Genomic DNA, 16,487 nt, shown 5'->3' with positions numbered 1-16,487 from the left:
TTGTGTGGACGGCCCTTACGACGCAAGAGCGATGCGATGTTTTGGCGCCGCGGTCGGGTGCGGTCATGTGTCCGGCCTGTTGACGCGGCCCTTATGACCGCTGGCCCTGATGCAATCCGCGGCCCGGGTCCCAATCAGTTTGTCGCGCTCTGGGCGCAAGACACTTACCGGGTTTGCCAGGCCCCGGCTTCGACTGGAATGCCATCACGTCGCCATCACCCCGGCTACTCCACCGGCTACGGCGATGGCCGGTGGAGGTCTCTTACCCCATTATGCCGTGGCGGCCTGGGCTGCGGCCGGGACGCGGTAGGTTCCGCCTCGGATCAGTAAGGCCCAGACGATCCGGGCCGTTTTATTGGCCTGCGCCACGGCGGCGAGCTTGGCCGGGCGGCGTTCCAGCAGACCCTTGAGCCAGCTGGCCTCCGCATCCGACCTCGTCCTGACGTGGCGGATCACCGCAGTGGCGCCCAGCACTAGGAGCCGCCGCAGGGTGCGGTCTCCTTGCTTGGAGATGCCACCTTGGCGCTCTTTGCCACCGCTGGAGTTCTGCTTGGGTACCAACCCAATCCAGGCGGCGAGGTGCCGGCCGGAGCGGAACTGTGTGGGATCAGTGATGCTGGCCACAATGGCCGAGGCGGTGATCGGTCCGATGCCGGGGATGGTAGCGAGCCGGCGGCTGGCCTCGTTCCCTTTGTTCCACGTGAGAATGGCCGCCTCGATCGCGTCGATCCGCTCGCCCAAGCTCTCCAGCTCAGCCGCCAGCCCCCGCAGCGCCTGCCGGGCCAGCTTCGGCATCGTGGTCTCATCCTCACCCAGGAGCACAGCCACCAGGTCCGCCACCCGACTGATCCCCTGCGGCGCGACGATGCCCAGCTCCGCCATGTGCCCGCGCAAGGCATTCACCAGCATGGTCCGCTGCCGCACCATCAGGTCCCGCGTCCGGTGCAGCATCAGCACCGCCTGCTGCTCAGGCGTTTTGATCGGAACGAACCGCATCGTCGGCCGCGTCACCGCCTCACAGATCGCCTCGGCGTCGGCCGCATCTGTCTTGCCGCGCTTGACGTAGGGTCTCACGTAGGACGCCGGCATCAGCCGGACCTCGTGGCCCAGGGCCTGGATCTCGCGTGCCCAGTGGTGCGCCGTGCCACAGGCTTCGATGCCGACCAGGCAGGGCGACAGGCCCCGGAAAAACGTGAGAACCTCGGCACGCTGCAGCTTACGCCGCAGCACCGCGCGACCACCGGCGTCAACGCCATGTGCCTGGAACACATGCTTAGCGATGTCCAAGCCAACAGTGGTAACCTGCATGCGGGCGGCCTCTCTGTTCGTGGCGTTCAACCAACGACCGCGATAGGCCCTCATCGTCGAGGTGCGGGGCTATGATGAAGGCAAGCGGGTCGTCGGGGGCAAGCGCCACGTTGCCGTGGACACGGATGGGCGGCTGCTCATAGTAAATTTCACCCCTGCCGACGTGTCGGACAGCTCGGGTGCGCAGACGATCCTCACCGCGGTCCGGAAGCGCTGGCCTTGGCTGAAGCACCTCTTCGCGGATGCAGGCTACGACCGCACGAAGCTAATGGACAAGGCGGCCTTCCTCGACTTCGTCGTCGAGATCGTCCGGCGTTCCGACCAGAAAGGCTTCCACGTTCTCCCGCGCCGCTAGGTGGTGGGGAGGACGTGCGGCTGGATGATCCGCTGGCGCCGCCTGATCCGGGACTACGAGCGGCGCCTCGACGTCTCCGAGGCCTTGATCCACGTCGCCATGGGCGCCCTCTTCCGCAGGGTCGCCCACCGCTGAATTATCAAACGGTCAGTAAAAAGCTTGGGACAAAACCTGGGCTGAGACGTTGAGGAGGGAGGGCCGTCCTCGTTCATGATGACCTCTGGGCGGTGGTGGAACCGCTGTTGCCGTGGGAGCGGCCGAAGCTGCGAGGCGGTCGGTCGCCTGCCCCGAACCGCGCGGCGCTGGCGGGCATCTTGTTCGTGCTGCGGACGGGCATTCAGTGGCATGAGGTGCCGACGGAGCTGGGCTGCTGTGGCAAGACCTGCTGGTGACGGTTGGGCGCGTGGCACAGCGCCGGCGTTTGGGGAGGACTACACCGTGTGCAGCTGGAGCGCCTGCAGGACGCAGTCGCTCTGGACTAGCGAAGGGCGGCGCTCGACAGCGCCAGCCTACCCGCGAAAGGGGGACGAAGAGGTCGGGCCGAACCCGGCGGATCGCGCCAAGCCGGGCACGAAGCGCAAGGTCGTCACCGACGCCTGGGGCACGCCGCTTGGCCTGACGCTGAGTGGCGCCAACCGCCACGACAGCCGCATGTTGGTGCCCCTGCTCAACGCCGTGCCGGGCGTGCAGGCCAAACACAGAGGGCGCCCGCGCCACAGGCCCACCAAGCTCCACGCCGACAAGGCCTACGACCACCGCCGCTGCCGTCGTGAGTGCCGCGCCCGCGGCATCACCCTGTGCATCGCAAGACGAGGCATCGAGAGCAGCACCCGCCGCGGACGACACCGCTGGGCGGTTGAGCGCACCTTCACGTCGCTTCGTGAGGGCTGGTCATCAGTCAAGTTCACGCAAAGCCTTCCTGTAGAACAAACCTTCCAGGTTGACACTCGGTGAAGGAATTGATCGAAATTAGTTCCGGCACCTTCCCGAGGCAAGCTTCGTGATATTGTATGAGGATAACGATTTAATCGTGCGGTCTGTCCTGCAAGGTGGAAAAAAGTGTTTTGTAACCTTTGCGCCCTTAGATCATGGGAAGTTAGATGGCTTTGGTGAGCAATTCCTTCTGAGGGGTGGCTACTCGGCAATTCACGTCGTCGCAAAATGGAACCACTGGTACCAGCTACCACAAATGAAGCCGGCCATCGAAGCAATAGTAGGGAAAATCTCTAACAACTCTTTCGAAGTAACGATTGCTTATGGATCTAGCATGGGAGCTTATGGCGCACTAATGCACTCTACGTTTTTGAGTGCAAATATAATCCTGGCATTCTCTCCCCAATTTAGTATCGATCCTGAAGAGCCGCCCTATGAGAAGAGATGGGTAAAATTTGCAACAAAATCTAACTACCGCAAGAAGCTGAACGGTGATCGTATATCAAAAACTGCGCAGAAATATTATTTTTGTGATCCAGCAAACCCGGATCATCGACACGTCGAGCTTTACAAGAAACTGGCGGGGGGCGTCGAGGTAGCAACTATTTTTGCTGAGCATCACTCAGCGCAAATGCTCAAAGATGCACAACTCCTCAAGAAGGTTGTTATTAGTATCGCAGAAGAAGATTTTTCCTTGCCCAATTTTTACAGCGAATATCATCTTGGACGTCGAAAATCGCCACTCTACTGGGCTGCATTAGGAGATCGTGCGATTGCGCGGCGCCCGAATGTTGCTCTCTATGCTGCTAACCGCGGTCTTGCATTGGATCACGTGAACATTCGGCTTCTCATTATGCGGTGCGTGGCATTATTGAAATTAGGTTCCATAGAGAGGGCTATCGAGGCGGCCCAGGCAGGCATAAAAATAAATGCGCGCCATCCCGCTTTGTGGCGAGCACTTTCCGTCGCCATGCAGCGCATGGCGCGCTGGGATGATGCTATTGATGCAGCAAAGAAGGCCATATTTTTTCGGCCAGCGGATCCAGATTTGCATAGAGTATTGCTCGATGCCCTCGTATTGTCTGGTAAGACGCAAGCTGCGGTCACACAAGCACGAACGACTATTGCGTTGGCGCCGAATCATGCAGCAGCTTACATGCGTGGCGCTGAAGCACATGAAGCAAACGGCGAATTCACCGATGCAATCAACTTAGTAAGGCAGGGTCGTGCACACGTGAGCCCAACAGAGGCACTTTACGAAAAATTTCAAGCTATAGAAGCTCGGCTGATGGTTATTTTGCGGGTACTACCCCACGACCCGGGCTAAACGGACGCAACTCTTGGGTCAGGACGCATTAATTGAGGCTAGTTGAGTGACTGCGTTGCAAGGATCGGCTTGCAAGCGCAGTGAGCCCCAGGAGCATTTCGGTCACGCGATGCGGACATACTCCGGGCGTCCAAGCTCAAGCATGCGGTTCAGCACACCCACAGCGACGGCCACCTCGGTCGCACGGCGGTCGTCGGTGCGCGAACGCAGCGCGCCACCGATGACCCGCTTGAACCTGCTGATGTCTGCCTCGACCAGGGCACGCCAGTTGTAGCCTGAAGCCTTCTGCCAGCCCATGCGTCCGCGCTCAGCAATGGTCTGCAGGTGCTGGTCGCGCTGGGTTGGCGCCGTCTGTGCCGTCGCGCTTGGCACGGCGCTGGACCGGGGCGGCACGATCACGGCAGCACTGGGGTGCCGTGCGGTGACCTCGCCGTAAACGCCGTCCTGGTCGTAGGCACCATCGGCCGTGAGCGAGGCGATTGGGTCCGCGACCTGGTCGAGCAAGGGACCGACTTGGGAGGCGTCATCAACGTCGCTTGCCGTCAGTGATGACGCAACGATCCGTCCGGTATCGGCGTCCACACCGATGTGCAGCTTGCGCCAGGACCGACGCGTCCTGCTCCCGTGCTTCTGGACCAGCCACTCGCCAGGCCCGCACAGCTGCAGCCCCGTGCTATCCACCAGCAGGTGCACGGAGCGGCTGCCGGGGTGATGCCGAGGCACCTCCAACGTCTCGGCCCGGCGGCTGAGAGTGCTATGATCCGGCACGGCCAGATCGAGCCCGAGCAGAGAGAGAATGGAGCCGATCAGACCCTCGGTTTGGCGGAGAGCCAGACGGAACACTGCGCGCAAGGTCAGGGCCGTAGTAATCGCCAGGGTGGAATAGCGGGGTTGCCCACCGCGTGTGGTCCGGGGTTCTGCCTTCCACGCCGCGATCGCCGCGTCCGTGAACCACACGGTCAGACTGCCACGCCCACGCAGGGCAGCATCGTATTCTGCCCAGTTTGTCGCCCGGAAGCGCTGCTTTGGAATGCGATGGCGGCGGTCGGCATTCGCCTTATAAGGCAAGCTCAGGTCCCTTCGAGGATGGCAGGGCATCGTCCCCACCATCCTACCTCGGGCGGATCGCCAAGCTGACCGGTGCAACACACCCTTTGTGCGCAGCACGGTCTGGATCTACTTCAGCGACTATCCCGCCGAGATGGTGTTCAGCGGTGGCAAGCAGGCTTCGGCCAAGGTCGTGAGCCTGCTGGTATATGTTCTGGAGGGCGGGCCGGACGGCCAGGGTAAGCAGGCGCTGATCGCCGGCGCGACCGAGATCTTGGGTCGCCATGCAGGGGATTGAGGGCCGGGTTTCGGCCTATGTCGTCATCCGGGAGGTGCCGGAAAGCAACTAGGGCATGTTCGGCGCGGCCGGAAGCCTGCAGGCCCTCTGCGCATCATGGGAAGGTGCATCGCCGATCTAGGATCCGCCCGCACAGCACCGCGAGCTGTCCACCTAGATGCCAACCTCATGGGCCTACCAGACCGCCAGGAACTAACAGGCGGCTGTGACCCAACTACGTTGCAGCATGGCCGCTAATTCTAGCCTGACCCCACAGCGGACCTGCCGCTTCCGGCCAAGAAGTGCTGTCTTCGTTGTGCTGTGACACGGGCAGGTCCGTGCGTTATCTTGACCTGATGACGAACGAGGCCGACGCGGTGCCGGCAGCGCGCTGCCCCTGAGACTTGCATCCCGCGTTGACGGAGGAACGCATTACCGCCTGCGCCCGCCTGCTCGCCCGTGGGCGCACCGACGCGCTCGCCATGGCCGACAGCTGGGCGGGCGACGATGCTTGGTCGATTGGCTGTCGCGCCTACTCCTTCAGCCGCAACCGGCTCCGCCGCGCCGCTGAGGCGGGCCGCTACCCCTAGCTCGGCGTGCTCGACGAGACGCACCACTTTGTCTTCCTGATCGACGGCGTGCCGGTGCGCTTCTTCCGGGGCGATGCTGACGAGCCGAGCAAGCGCACGCTCCGCCAGCAGGAGAGCGAGGCACAGCAGCTCGCTCTGGCGCTTGGCAGCGGGGATGAGGCGGAAGGGCTGATGTTCCGCCTAGCCGTGGAGACCGGAGAGGAGGGTGAGGTGACACGCGTGGTCTTTCTGGCGCTCAGAGGCGAGAAAGGACGAGTTGATTGCTTCTGGCCGGTGCCCGGGATCAATGACGCGCCTGCCGCTGAGCCTCAGCCGCGCGGGGTACGGGAGCGTCGAAACGATGCGCCCGCCATGCAGCTACCCTTTCTTGCGGCTTCGCCAGCACGCGGTCAGCGTCGCTCATCGGGGCCAAAGCGGGCTTAGGCGTAGGAAGACGGCGGTAAGCCTCCACAGCCCAGCATCTGCCTATTCCTACCGCCTGGATCCCTCCTTGCGGGCGAGGAACTCCGAGACAAGCCTGTCCTTCTCCGTGCCCGTCGGGATCGGGGAAGCCCGTGATGACACCGTCGGTTTTGCGCCGACCGGCCTAGCTTGCGACTTGGGCAATTCGCCCAGGAAGCGCGACGGCTTGCCTTCCCACTCACGTCGGTGCCGGACCCAGGTCAGCTGTAGCGAGTGTCGGGCACGTGTCAGCCCGACATAGAAGAGGCGCCGCTCCTCGGCCAGGGCGCCGTTCCCCTCGGCCGCCCAGTGCGGCCAGACGCCCTCTTCCAAGCCGGCCAGCAGGACATGATCGAACTCGAGCCCCTTGGCCTGGTGCAGCGTCATCACCGGCACCGCGTCGGCCTCCTCACTTCCGTCGACCGCGTCTGTGAGAGCCGCCGCCTCGCAGAACGCCATCACGCTGCCGGCCTTCTCCGCCGCTTGCAGAGCCTTCCCCCAGGCCGCCCCGCGTTTGCCGCCACCCTCCAGCCGCTCGGCGATCTCGCTCGCCTCGGCGGCCAGTCGCAGGGCGTCGGCCGGTCCGAGCGCCCGGCGAGCCACGCCGTCGGCGATCTCCCGCGCGATGCCGAGCACCGCCTCGAGGCCGCGCCACTCATCGGAACTTGCCGGCAGGCTTGGTACCGCCCCCGCAAGGGCAAGGCTCCGCTCGGCCGCATGCTCCCGCAGTCGCCCGAACAGCACGGCGCCGATGCCCCGTGGCGGATAAGCGCAGGCCCGGCGGAACGCGTCGTCCGCCCCGGTGGCCCATTCTTCGGCCCGGCGGCTCCCTGTGGCAGACCGGCTCAGCGCCAGCCGCAACCAGGCAATAGCGCCCAGCACCTCACGCGGCGCCTCCGGCTCACGTTCGGTCACCAATCGCACCGGGATAGAGGCCTGCCGCAGGGCGGCGAGAATGGGATCGGCCACGAACCCGGCCCGGACCAGCACCGCGCACTCGCGCCAGGAAGGCTCTGGTTGCCTCCCCTTGAGGGCCCGTAGCCAGGTCACGACCTCCCGCCCCTCGTCCTCGGGAGTGGCTGCCTCGCGGACGGTGACGGACTGCCCTGGCGGCGCCTTCGGCTCGGCCGGGCGTAGGCTCTTGGGCAGAGCCTCCGGATCCTGTGCGGCGACCGCATTGGCCGCCCGCAGGATCGTCGCGGTCGAACGATAGTTGGTTTCGAGCTTCACCGGCGGGGGAGCGGCCGGGTAGTCCTTCCCGAACCGCCGGATGTGCGAGACGTCGGCGCCGCGCCAGCCATAGATGGCCTGCAGATCATCGCCGACCGCGAACACCCGCCCTCCCTTGCCGGCAAGCAGGCGAACCAGCGCGTGCTGAGCATGGTTCGTGTCCTGGTACTCGTCCACCAGGATCTCGGCCCAGCGTGCCGACCAGCGCTGAGCCAGTTCAGGATCTGCACGCATGGCGGCGACGGGCAGGGCAATGAGGTCGTCGAAGTCGAGCGCCTGGCGCGCCTCCAGTGCAGCGCGGTAGGCCGGTAGCACGGCGGCAGCCCTGGCCAGTACCTCGGGCTCGAAGCGGGCGAGAGCGGAGGAGCGGGGCAGCCGGCGCGGCTCGCTGACCAGGCCGTTCTTGAGCAGCGACACCGCCTCCGCGAGCAAGCCCGCTTCTTTGTTGTCGGCATTGCCAGCGGCCTGCGCCAGAAGGGCGCGGGCGTCGCGCTGACCCAGAATGGCAAATCCCCGCGGTAAGTCAGGGATGCTGGCGGCGTCCTCGATCATGAGCCGCGCCATGACGGCGTGGAAGGTGCCAACCCAACGCGGCGTCCGCGCCGGTCCGAGCAGGGCAGTGAGCCGGTCGCGCATCTCGCCGGCTGCCTTGGCCGTGAAGGTGATGCAGAGCAGACGCTCAGGCGCCTCCCCGCGCAGGATGAGGTCGGCCACGCGCCGGATCAGCGTCTCGGTCTTGCCCGAGCCCGCGCCTGCCAGGACCAGGAGCGGCGCCGGCGTGGTCGCGGCCGCGCGCTGGGCCGGGTTCAGGCGCTCAAGGTGCGGCGGCATCGAGGAACACCGGTCGTGCCGCGAGGTCCACCTCGATCCGTGCTTCCCCCAACGAGGGCAGCAGGGTGGCAGTCGGCAGGCGCAGGTAGCGCTCAAGGAGTTGCAGGTAGAGGCCCATGAAGCGCGGACCGTGCCCGTCCGTCTCACCCTCGGCGGTGCTGCTCATAGCATGAGCGAGTTCGTGCAGCAGGATCCAGGACGGCAGAGCCTCGGGCAGGCGCAGGCGCAGGCGCGTGGCATCCGCCTGCCGGGCGGGAGCCTGTGGCGGCAGTCGCTCCACCTTGGGTGGCCAGCGCAAGCCCATCTCGGCCCAGATCGCGTCCACCATCGCTTGAGCAACGGAGAAGGGGATCAGGTCCGGCGCATGGGGTGCCACCACCCAGTCCTCCCAGGCATAGACCCGTGCGCGCTGCCGATCACGGCCGCTCATCTCTCCAGCAGGTCCTGCGCGGTGCCGCCGACCGGGCGCCGGAGGTTGACCCGCTCGCCGGCGGCGTAGCCGTGCTGGTAGGCGCCATTCAGCCGGATGCTGGCACCGCGCTGGGCCACCAGCCGCACCGCCGCCGTGCGGAAGGCCTCCTCCACCACGCTGTGCTTGACGATGATCAGTGCCGTGCCGGTCGAGCGCTGCGTCGCCACCTCCGCCTCCCGCGCCGCGTGCAGCGCCTCCAGCCGCTCGGCGAGGCGGTTGGCCATGCCGTGGGCAAAGCTGGTGCAGGCCTGCCGCAGTCCGACACCGCGCAGGGAGGGGTTCTGGGCTCGGAAGTTCAGAACCTCCTGGCCGATACCACGCTCAATCACCGCGAAGAGGTAGACGGCCATGGAGGTGCCCGGCTCGAAGCCGAAGAAGACGTAGCGGGGCCGGTCCTCGTCGCGGGCGAGCCAGACCTTGCAGTCGCAGAAACGGGCGATGGCGGGCACGCAGCCGTCGATGGGCCGGCGCTGACGGCCCGGTAGCGGCACCTCGACCTGCACGCAGGGCTCGGCCCGGAGGTCCACCTCGGCCATGCTGAGCGCGTAGCGCTCGAGCAGCCGCCCGACCATCTCGGCTGCGGCAAGTGCCTCGGCCTCGGTGCAACCGTTCGAGACGGTCCTCTCGGCCAGCGCTCGGATGCGCGCCTTGACGCGGGTGAGTTCGGTGGTCTGGCTCAGAACAAGGGACCGGGGAAAGGGGCAGGACGCTTGAGCGTAGCACTGAGCACCTCTTACGGCATCCCCGCCCCGCCCTCTGAGGCACTACCCGCAGCCTGCATCGGCCGCTCGTGGCCCACTCAAGTTGTGCAGATACTTCGGCGGCGCTGCGCCCATTGTGGCTATGGGCGTATCGCCGCCGAGTTCCCGAAGCGGGCGCGGATCTCAGTAGTTGATGGACCCGCGCGCGCCTCCGCCCACGTCGATCGCGACACCGTTGATTGTCACGGAAAGAGGAGACGCGAGGAAGGCGATCACCTGGGCCACGTCCTCCGCCGTCGGCAAGCGCCCCATCAGCACGTTCTGTGCCATGGCCGCCTCCACGTCACCGACGCTTCGGGCTTCCGCCCTCGCACGAGCCTCAAGCATCGCGTCCACTTTCTCCGTGCGCGTCATGCCGGGGTGCACGGTAGTGACCGCAATGCCGGTGCCCGACAGCTCGTCGGCAAGGTTCTTCGCCAGGGCGACCACGGCGACGTTACGGATGGTGCCCACCACGTCACCGGTCCGCCGTGCGCCCAGCCCGCTGACGTTGATGATGCGGCCCCATCCAGCCCGGCGCATGGCCGGCAGCAAGGCGCGGGCACAACGCAGGTAGCCCATGACCTTGGTGTCCATGTGCGACGCCAGGGAAGCCCACTCAGCCTCGGAGGGAACGGGCACCGCCTTCTGCCCAGCGGGATCGGCTGCGCAGTTCACCAGGATATGGGCGCCGCCGAGGTCACGTTCCACGACGGCCGCCATGGCTGTTACCGCGGCATCGTCCGTGGTGTTGGCGGCCACTCCCAAAGCACGACGGCCCGTGGTGCTCGCAATGTCCTCCGCCACCTGGGCAGCTTCGTCAGCGTTGCGCGAGACCAGGACCACGTCAGCACCCTCGGCCGCGAGCAGCCGCGCCGTTGCCAGTCCAATGCCGCGCGTCCCTCCGGTGATCACCGCCACCTTTCCCGCAAGTCCCAGATCCATGCACCGCACTCCTTCTGTTCCGAGGGGAGCTTATCACTGTCCACAATGATGCCTTGGTGGCCGGCGCTCGATGGCCTGGCAAGCGTCCAAAACAGCGATTGAAGAGAAGCTGCCTACCGTTGGCCTTCTCCCGCCGGGTGCCCAGGAGCGGAGGTGCTGCTTGTGGCCAGTTTGCCCCCCTGCTTCATGGTTTCCTCAGCCGAACTCGAGGCTGATCTGGTCCGGTCGCCTTTCGTCGACGTTGTCGAAGTCGGAGATGGTCACGCCGAGAAGGCGCACCGCCTTCGGCAGCGGGAAAACTCCCTGCACCAACTCCCGCGAGATCCGCGCAAGCTCTGGCCTGCTTGTGACCGGCAGTGAAGAGGTCCTGCTGCGGGTCACCTGGTGGAAGTCGGCGAACTTGACCTTCCCCGTGACGGTGCGCCCGAAAGTGCCGGTCTTCTCGCACCATCCCCAGACCTCCTCCGCCAGCGCCGCGATGCCCCCCTCCACGTCGGCGGGAGTGGCGAGGTCACAGGCATAAGTGGTTTCCGAACCCAAGGACTTCCTCGGCCGATCCGGCACCACGGGACGGTGGCGCTCTGTTGCGAAGTTTCCGGCGGGCCGCAGATGGCTTAGACGGCAGGCAGATCAGCCAGCAACCTGGAACAGTTCGGCGATGAAGGTGGCTTGGGCGCGTATGTCACGCCCGTCGATCTTCCGAAGCTGTCCCTTTCTTACCATTGCCATCACCTCGTAGCCTGCCAGTGTTCGTCGCGCCGTATGGTAACTGCCGAAGCCAAGCCCCGGTCTGATCAGGCGTTTCACGCGCCGGTGGTCTTGTTCCACGATGTTATCGAGAAACTTGCACTGCCGTAGGTGCGAGGAGCGCCACAACTCACCGTCCTCCTTCAGCTGCTCGATGGCGCACGGATAGGCCAGGTTCTTGTCCACCGTGATGGTGCGAGGGTTCACCGTATGCGGCTGCCCCAGCGCCTTGCGGAAGAACCGCTTCGCAGCCCTCGCGTCGCGCCTGGCCGAGAGCAGGAAGTCGATCGTCTGGCCGCGGCTGTCGACTGCCCGGTACAGGTACGTCCAGCGGCCCTTCACCCGCACATAGGTCTCATCGACCCTCCACGAGCCGTTGCTCGGCCGCAGATGTGGCCGGATCCGCTTCTCAATCTCCGGCGCGTAGGTCTGGGTCCAGCGAAAGAGGGTGGTGTGCGCGACATCCACGCCGCGGTCCTGAAGCATCAGCTCGAGATCCCGGTAGCTGATTGGGAACATCAGGTACCAGCGGACCGCCCAGAGGATCACCTCGGCGGCGAACTGCCGGCCTTTGAAGGACTGATCCGGCCTCACTGAGGCCACTCTCCGCCGTCTCCCCATACCAAGCTTTGTACCTGCTCAGGCTGGCTCCGCAAGGCCGCAACAGAACCAGCGAGAAGGCGACGGCGCGGCCGGCGCTATCGGCGATCACGCAGGCCTTGGTGCCAAAGCCGCCGCGAGCGCGGCCAAGTGCCTCGCGCTCGTCCCGCTCCGGTGCTGACGCGCCTTTTTGGCTGCCCCTGCTGCCTTCTGGTGTGCCCGGATTGAGGTGCCGTCGAGGAAGGTCATGCCGAGCCCAACACCGCGCTCCTGCGATAGGGTGAGTAAGCGTGCCCAGACACCCAACCGCGACCACCGGATGAAGGTCTGGGCCGCCATCCACCACGGGCCTTCCTCCACAGGCAGTGCTCGCCATTTCGCGCCGTTGTCGTGCCGCCAGAGGATCGCACCAATGGTCCGGCGCAGGTGCCGCGGGGGCACCTTGGCGCGCGGGCGGCAAGCTTCGACCAGTGGCTCCAACACCGCCCACTGCTCATCCGTCAATGCCATCCCGTTCTCCCGAAAGTCAAAGAACGCAGGCATCTTGCCAAGGATTCAGGCGCTAACAGGACCTAGGTCATGAAAACTCTTGCGGGCGGGGCGGGCCATACGTTTTTGTGGGCGCTGGCCCTATGCACGACACCACGGCTGGGTTCACTTCAGTAGGGGAAGGTCAAGTTTCCCTTGCACCGGTCCCGTGAGCCACTGGCACAGGCGGCTCAAAAGCTCGGATGGGAGGGAGGTTGCCCTCGAAGCGCTCAACCTCTACCACCGTCAATTGACCCGTGCAGCCCTGGGCAAGGCGAGAGGTGCCAGCGTCGCGGGTCAGGACGTTGGGGTTACCGTGGACGCAGAGGGAGCGGTTCTCTGCAGGGTCGGCTGGGTCGTACCAAGCGCCTGTGGGCAACTGCACCACGCCAGGCCTCACGCCGTCGGTCAGGGCCGCGCTGGCAAGGCAGGCGCCTCGCGTGTTGAAGAGGCGCACGATGCTGCCTTCCTCGATGCCGCGCATGGTGGCGTCAGCTGGGTTCATTCGCACGACTTCGCGCCCGCGTCGCTTTTCGCCTGCGCTGTAAGCGCCGAAGTCAAGCTGGCTGTGCAGCTTGGTATGGGGTTGATTGGCCACCAGACGCAGGGGATGCCGGGCGTCCGGCGCCTCTACGGGTGGCAGCCAAGCGGGGTGGCCAGGACAGTCGTCGTAGCCGAAGCTCGCGATGTTTTCGGAGAAAATCTCCACCTTGCCGCTCGGCGTCGGCAGCGGCTGGCCCTCCGGGTCCTCGCGGAACGCGCGCAGGATACCGCCGTCGTCGGGAGCGGACGGCAGCGGCAGTTCGCCCTCGCGGAAGAAGGTGTCGAAATCTGGCGCGCGCCAGCCCTTGGCGGCCAGGGCCTCCTGCGTGCGGGCGTAGAGATGGCGTAACCACTCCGCGGCCGTACGGCCCTCGGTGAAGGCGTCCTCCGTGCCTAGTCGCCGGGAGAGCTCGGCGAAGATCGCGTAGTCGTCCCGTGCGTCGCCGTAGGGTTCGGCCAGCTTCTGCATAGCGACCATGAGCGGGTCGGTGGCGGCGGCACCGATGTCGTCCCGCTCCAAGGTCATCGTGCAGGGCAGCACGATGTCGGCATGGCGGGCCGTCGCGGTCCAGGCCAGCTCGTGCACCACCAAAGTGTCCACCCGCGCGAAGGCCTCGCGCAAGCGGTTGAGATCTTGGTGGTGGTGAAATGGGTTGCCGCCGGCCCAGTAGACCAGCTTGATGTCCGCGTAGGTCATCCGCCGGCCGTTGTAATCAAAAGCTGCGCCAGGATTCAGCAGCATGTCGGCGATGCGTGCGACGGGAATAAAGTTCTTCACCCCGTTCGTGCCCTGGGACAGGGTGGGGATTGGCACCGCATTTTGCTGCTTGCCGTAGTGCGCGAGGCTGCCGAGCGCGTAGTTGTAGCCGCCGCCTGGCAGGCCGATCTGCCCGAGCATGGCTGCCAGGACTGCCGCCATCCACACGGGCTGCTCGCCATGCTCCGCCCGCTGGAGAGACTGAGCCACGGTGATAAGGGTGCGGCCGCGCGCTGCCTGCCGCGCCAGCGCCGCGATACGCTCGGCATCGATGCCGCAGATCTCCGCGGCCCAGACGGCATCCTTCGCCTGCCCGTCCGTCCGTCCAAGCAGGTATTCCTCGAAGCGCGGATAGCCGACGCAGAAACGGTCGAGGAAGGCGGTGTCGTGCAGCCTCTCGACCGCAAGCGTGTGGGCGATGCCGAGCATTAGCGCCACGTCCGTTCCCGGTACTGGCGCTAGCCACTCCGCTCCTGCCTCATCCGGCAGGTCGGTGCGGAGCGGCGAGATCAGGACGAAGCGGGTGCCGCGTGCCTGCGCCTTCTTCATCGACTCCCGTTCGATATGTCGGCTGATGCCGCCGCTGGCAACCGCTGTGTTCTTCAGCGCCATACCGCCGAAAGCAAGCACCGTGTCCGTATGCGCCATGATCTGCGTCCAGGTCACGTTGCGGCGGCACACAGCGTCGAACGGCCCAAGGATGTGCGGCAGTATCACCGCCGACGCTCCGGCACTATAGGAATTCACTGAGCGCACGTAGCCGCCGAGCGAGGTGTTCAGGAAGCGATGCACCTGGCTCTGCGCGTGGTGAAAGCGTCCAGCGCTGGACCAGCCATAGGAACCGCCGAACACCGCTTCCGGACCATGCAGTTGCTTCACCCGCCGCAACTCGCTGGCGAGTAAATCCAGCGCGGCATCCCACTCCATCTCCACGAACCCGTCGCGCCCGCGCATCCGGTCTGGGCCCGGGCCCTTCTCCAGCCAGCCACGCCGCACCATCGGCTTGGCGATCCGCGCGCGGTGGCGCAGCGCATCGGGAAAGTTCTGAAGCAGTGGGGAAGGATCCGGGTCCGTCGGATGCGGCTCCACCACCAGCCGATCCCCCGACCACCGCGCGCGGAATACGCCCCAGTGCGAGCTATGCGTCCGGACCGTTCCATCCTTCAGATCCGACATCGTCAAGCCTCCGTCAGCAACACTGGCCGCGACACCGAGCCGTTCCTGTTGCTTCATTCATTAAAACGTGTTTCACCCAATAAAGCGTAAGAGAGGCGTTATTCCGCGTCAAGCAAGAGGGGCAGTATTGAGACATTATGGTGTCATCAACAACGGTGCCGCGTAGCCCGGATGGGGTGCCCCCATCCGGGGTGCTGGAACGCGCCTTACTCGTGCTTGCCTGTTTTACCGAAGCGGCGCCACAATTGCATTTGAGGGAACTTGCGAGCCTCAGCGGGCTGGACAAGGCGACGCTGCTGCGGATGCTTGGCACCCTCGCTGCGCACGGCTACGTGCGGCGGCAGGAGGACGGGCGCTATGCCCCCGGTCCTGCGGTGCTGCGCCTTGCCTCGCTCTACAACGCCACCACCGGCTTCGATGCGCGCATGATGGCTGTGCTGAAGGGCGTCATGCAGCGCACGGAGGAGAGTGCCGCCTTCTATCGCCGGGATGGGATGGACCGCGTCTGCGTTTGCCGCGTGAACGCGCCGCGGGCACTGCGACATCAGGTGGAGGTGGGAGAGCGCCTGCCGCTCGCGGCCGGTGGTGGGGCCGCGCACGTGCTGCTGGGTCATACGGGCGGGCGCTCCGGCGCGGCGCAGAAGGCGGTGGCACAGGGCTGGCTCGTCACGGCGGGCGAGCGCGATGCCGGTCTTGCTTCGGTCACCATGCCGGTCTTCGACGGGGACGGAAGCTTCCTCGGCGCCCTGGTCGTCAGCGGCCCGATCAGCCGGCAAAGCGAAGCCGGATTTGAGCAAGCCCGGGGTATCGTCGCCGCCCTGCTGCGCGAGCACGGCTTTTCGGCCGAGCGGCCGGCCGGCTTCCGGCCCTTGCCGAACTAAGCGGACAGCCCGGCGCTCCGCGCGAGCATATAGGCCGCAACGATAAGGACGATCCCGGCGAAGATGCGCTGCAGCGCGGCGCGCCGGGGAGCGAGGGCGTGGCAGAGCCGCATCCCTGCCCATCCCCCCAGCACTCCGCCAAGGACATATTCCGCCGCGACAGGCCAGTCCACGAGGCCGGACAGGGCGTAGTTCACCGCCGTGGTCGCGCCGAAGGCGCCGACCGCCAGCAGAGAGGATCCCACGGCGGCGACCATCGGCATCCCGGTAGCGTGGACGAGGCCGGGCACGATGAGAAACCCGCCTCCGATGCCGAAGAACCCGGCCAGCGTGCCGACGCCGAGGCCAGCGCCCGCCAGCCGCGCCGCTCCGGCGCGACCCGCTGGCGCCAGCACCTTCTTCGTGTGGGGCCGTAGCATTAGCAACGCAACCACGACCATGAGCACGGCGAAGAGCACCAGCAACCGCTGCCCGTCCACCGCCTTGCCGACAGTGGACCCCACAGCAGCGCCCGCCACGCCCAAAGCGGCGAAGATCGCCGCCGCGCCCCAGCGGACCTGCCCGCCGCGCGCGTGGGCGGCGAGGTTCGCGAAGGCGTTCACGCCCACCGCCACGGCTCCCGTGCCAATGGCGGCGTGCGGGGGCAGGCCGACGACGTAGAGCAGCAGAGGCGTCGCGAGGATCGAGCCGCCGCCCCCAATCAGCCCGAGGACGAAGCCGACAGCCCCGCCGCAGAGAACGGCCAGCAGAGCTGCCATG

Annotated in this window: 15 protein-coding genes and 3 pseudogenes; 7 read left to right on the top strand and 11 right to left on the bottom strand. The window is 66.0% G+C overall.

Annotated features, from left to right (window positions below; genetic code table 11):
• Positions 1-270 precede the first annotated feature (270 nt).
• Positions 271-1,308 carry an IS110 family RNA-guided transposase gene (locus BO39_RS23905; RefSeq protein ID WP_043838333.1) on the bottom strand — a complete coding sequence of 346 codons (1,038 nt, stop codon included), beginning with the start codon at positions 1,306-1,308 and terminating at the stop codon, positions 271-273.
• A gap of 58 nt (positions 1,309-1,366) precedes the next feature.
• Here BO39_RS23905 and BO39_RS23900 point away from each other — a divergent pair.
• From BO39_RS23900 to BO39_RS32865, 3 genes and pseudogenes are all read left to right on the top strand, one after another.
• Positions 1,367-1,798: pseudogene (locus tag BO39_RS23900) on the top strand (transposase); the annotation flags it as partial.
• Positions 1,799-1,890: 92 nt separating this feature from the next.
• Positions 1,891-2,542, top strand: a pseudogene (locus tag BO39_RS31485) (IS5 family transposase); the annotation flags it as partial.
• Between the two features lie 127 nt (positions 2,543-2,669).
• The gene (locus BO39_RS32865; RefSeq protein ID WP_156963859.1) at positions 2,670-3,923 is read left to right on the top strand and encodes a tetratricopeptide repeat protein; all 1,254 of its coding nucleotides are present in this window, start codon (positions 2,670-2,672) and stop codon (positions 3,921-3,923) included.
• Positions 3,924-4,025: 102 nt separating this feature from the next.
• Here the strand turns inward: BO39_RS32865 and BO39_RS23890 are convergent, their stop codons facing one another.
• On the bottom strand, positions 4,026-4,991 hold the full coding sequence (locus BO39_RS23890; RefSeq protein ID WP_043838331.1) for an IS5 family transposase: 966 nt from the start codon (positions 4,989-4,991) through the stop codon (positions 4,026-4,028).
• Positions 4,992-5,079: 88 nt separating this feature from the next.
• On the opposite strand from BO39_RS23890, the gene BO39_RS23885 reads away from it, so the two are divergent.
• From BO39_RS23885 to BO39_RS23880, 3 genes are all read left to right on the top strand, one after another.
• Entirely contained in the window at positions 5,080-5,268 is a 189-nt protein-coding gene (locus BO39_RS23885) for a hypothetical protein (RefSeq protein WP_043838329.1), read from the top strand.
• A gap of 395 nt (positions 5,269-5,663) precedes the next feature.
• Complete coding sequence (locus BO39_RS32860; RefSeq protein ID WP_156963858.1) at positions 5,664-5,837, top strand: hypothetical protein; 174 nt, start codon at positions 5,664-5,666, stop codon at positions 5,835-5,837.
• 6 nt (positions 5,838-5,843) lie between these two features.
• Entirely contained in the window at positions 5,844-6,260 is a 417-nt protein-coding gene (locus BO39_RS23880) for a hypothetical protein (protein ID WP_043838326.1), read from the top strand.
• Between the two features lie 48 nt (positions 6,261-6,308).
• Here the strand turns inward: BO39_RS23880 and BO39_RS23875 are convergent, their stop codons facing one another.
• From BO39_RS23875 to BO39_RS23840, 8 genes and pseudogenes are all read right to left on the bottom strand, one after another.
• A complete protein-coding gene (locus BO39_RS23875; protein ID WP_043838325.1) occupies positions 6,309-8,339 on the bottom strand; it encodes an ATP-dependent helicase in 2,031 nt (676 codons plus the stop codon).
• Positions 8,323-8,769 (bottom strand): hypothetical protein, encoded by a 447-nt coding sequence (locus BO39_RS23870; RefSeq protein ID WP_043838324.1) that lies wholly within the window; start codon positions 8,767-8,769, stop codon positions 8,323-8,325. Before BO39_RS23870 ends, BO39_RS23875 begins: the two co-directional genes overlap by 17 nt.
• Positions 8,766-9,491: a DUF7168 domain-containing protein gene (locus tag BO39_RS23865; RefSeq protein WP_043838322.1), complete on the bottom strand. Its 726-nt coding sequence runs from the start codon at positions 9,489-9,491 to the stop codon at positions 8,766-8,768. Before BO39_RS23865 ends, BO39_RS23870 begins: the two co-directional genes overlap by 4 nt.
• Positions 9,492-9,695: 204 nt before the next feature.
• A complete protein-coding gene (locus tag BO39_RS23860; protein WP_043838320.1) occupies positions 9,696-10,496 on the bottom strand; it encodes an SDR family NAD(P)-dependent oxidoreductase in 801 nt (266 codons plus the stop codon).
• Positions 10,497-10,691: 195 nt separating this feature from the next.
• On the bottom strand, positions 10,692-11,036 hold the full coding sequence (locus BO39_RS23855) for a DinB/UmuC family translesion DNA polymerase (protein WP_043838318.1): 345 nt from the start codon (positions 11,034-11,036) through the stop codon (positions 10,692-10,694).
• Positions 11,037-11,126: 90 nt separating this feature from the next.
• Complete coding sequence (locus BO39_RS23850; protein ID WP_408735181.1) at positions 11,127-11,837, bottom strand: IS6 family transposase; 711 nt, start codon at positions 11,835-11,837, stop codon at positions 11,127-11,129.
• Positions 11,838-11,913: 76 nt separating this feature from the next.
• A pseudogene (locus BO39_RS23845) lies at positions 11,914-12,353 on the bottom strand (IS5 family transposase); the annotation flags it as partial.
• Positions 12,354-12,516: 163 nt separating this feature from the next.
• Positions 12,517-14,847, bottom strand: a complete 2,331-nt coding sequence (locus BO39_RS23840) for a molybdopterin guanine dinucleotide-containing S/N-oxide reductase (RefSeq protein ID WP_043838314.1) — start codon at positions 14,845-14,847, stop codon at positions 12,517-12,519.
• 137 nt (positions 14,848-14,984) lie between these two features.
• On the opposite strand from BO39_RS23840, the gene BO39_RS23835 reads away from it, so the two are divergent.
• On the top strand, positions 14,985-15,728 hold the full coding sequence (locus tag BO39_RS23835; RefSeq protein ID WP_084698433.1) for an IclR family transcriptional regulator: 744 nt from the start codon (positions 14,985-14,987) through the stop codon (positions 15,726-15,728).
• On the opposite strand, the gene BO39_RS23830 is transcribed toward BO39_RS23835, so the two are convergent.
• Positions 15,725-16,486, bottom strand: a complete 762-nt coding sequence (locus tag BO39_RS23830; RefSeq protein WP_043838310.1) for a sulfite exporter TauE/SafE family protein — start codon at positions 16,484-16,486, stop codon at positions 15,725-15,727. The genes BO39_RS23835 and BO39_RS23830 overlap by 4 nt on opposite strands.
• Position 16,487 lies beyond the last annotated feature (1 nt).

The organism is Roseomonas aerilata DSM 19363 (genome assembly GCF_000711725.1).
Lineage (GTDB): Bacteria > Pseudomonadota > Alphaproteobacteria > Acetobacterales > Acetobacteraceae > Roseomonas > Roseomonas aerilata.
The sequence above is the reverse complement of the archived record's forward strand: the minus strand, read 5'-3'. Positions and strand labels throughout refer to the sequence as shown.

Coding starts and splice junctions, on each gene's coding strand:
- BO39_RS23905 (WP_043838333.1), bottom strand. CDS start 1,308: ATGCAGGTTACCACTGTTGGCTTGGACATCGCTAAGCATGTGTTCCAG.
- BO39_RS23870 (WP_043838324.1), bottom strand. CDS start 8,769: ATGAGCGGCCGTGATCGGCAGCGCGCACGGGTCTATGCCTGGGAGGAC.
- BO39_RS23835 (WP_084698433.1), top strand. CDS start 14,985: ATGGTGTCATCAACAACGGTGCCGCGTAGCCCGGATGGGGTGCCCCCA.
- BO39_RS23830 (WP_043838310.1), bottom strand. CDS start 16,486: ATGGCAGCTCTGCTGGCCGTTCTCTGCGGCGGGGCTGTCGGCTTCGTC.
- BO39_RS23840 (WP_043838314.1), bottom strand. CDS start 14,847: ATGTCGGATCTGAAGGATGGAACGGTCCGGACGCATAGCTCGCACTGG.
- BO39_RS23860 (WP_043838320.1), bottom strand. CDS start 10,496: ATGGATCTGGGACTTGCGGGAAAGGTGGCGGTGATCACCGGAGGGACG.
- BO39_RS23875 (WP_043838325.1), bottom strand. CDS start 8,339: ATGCCGCCGCACCTTGAGCGCCTGAACCCGGCCCAGCGCGCGGCCGCG.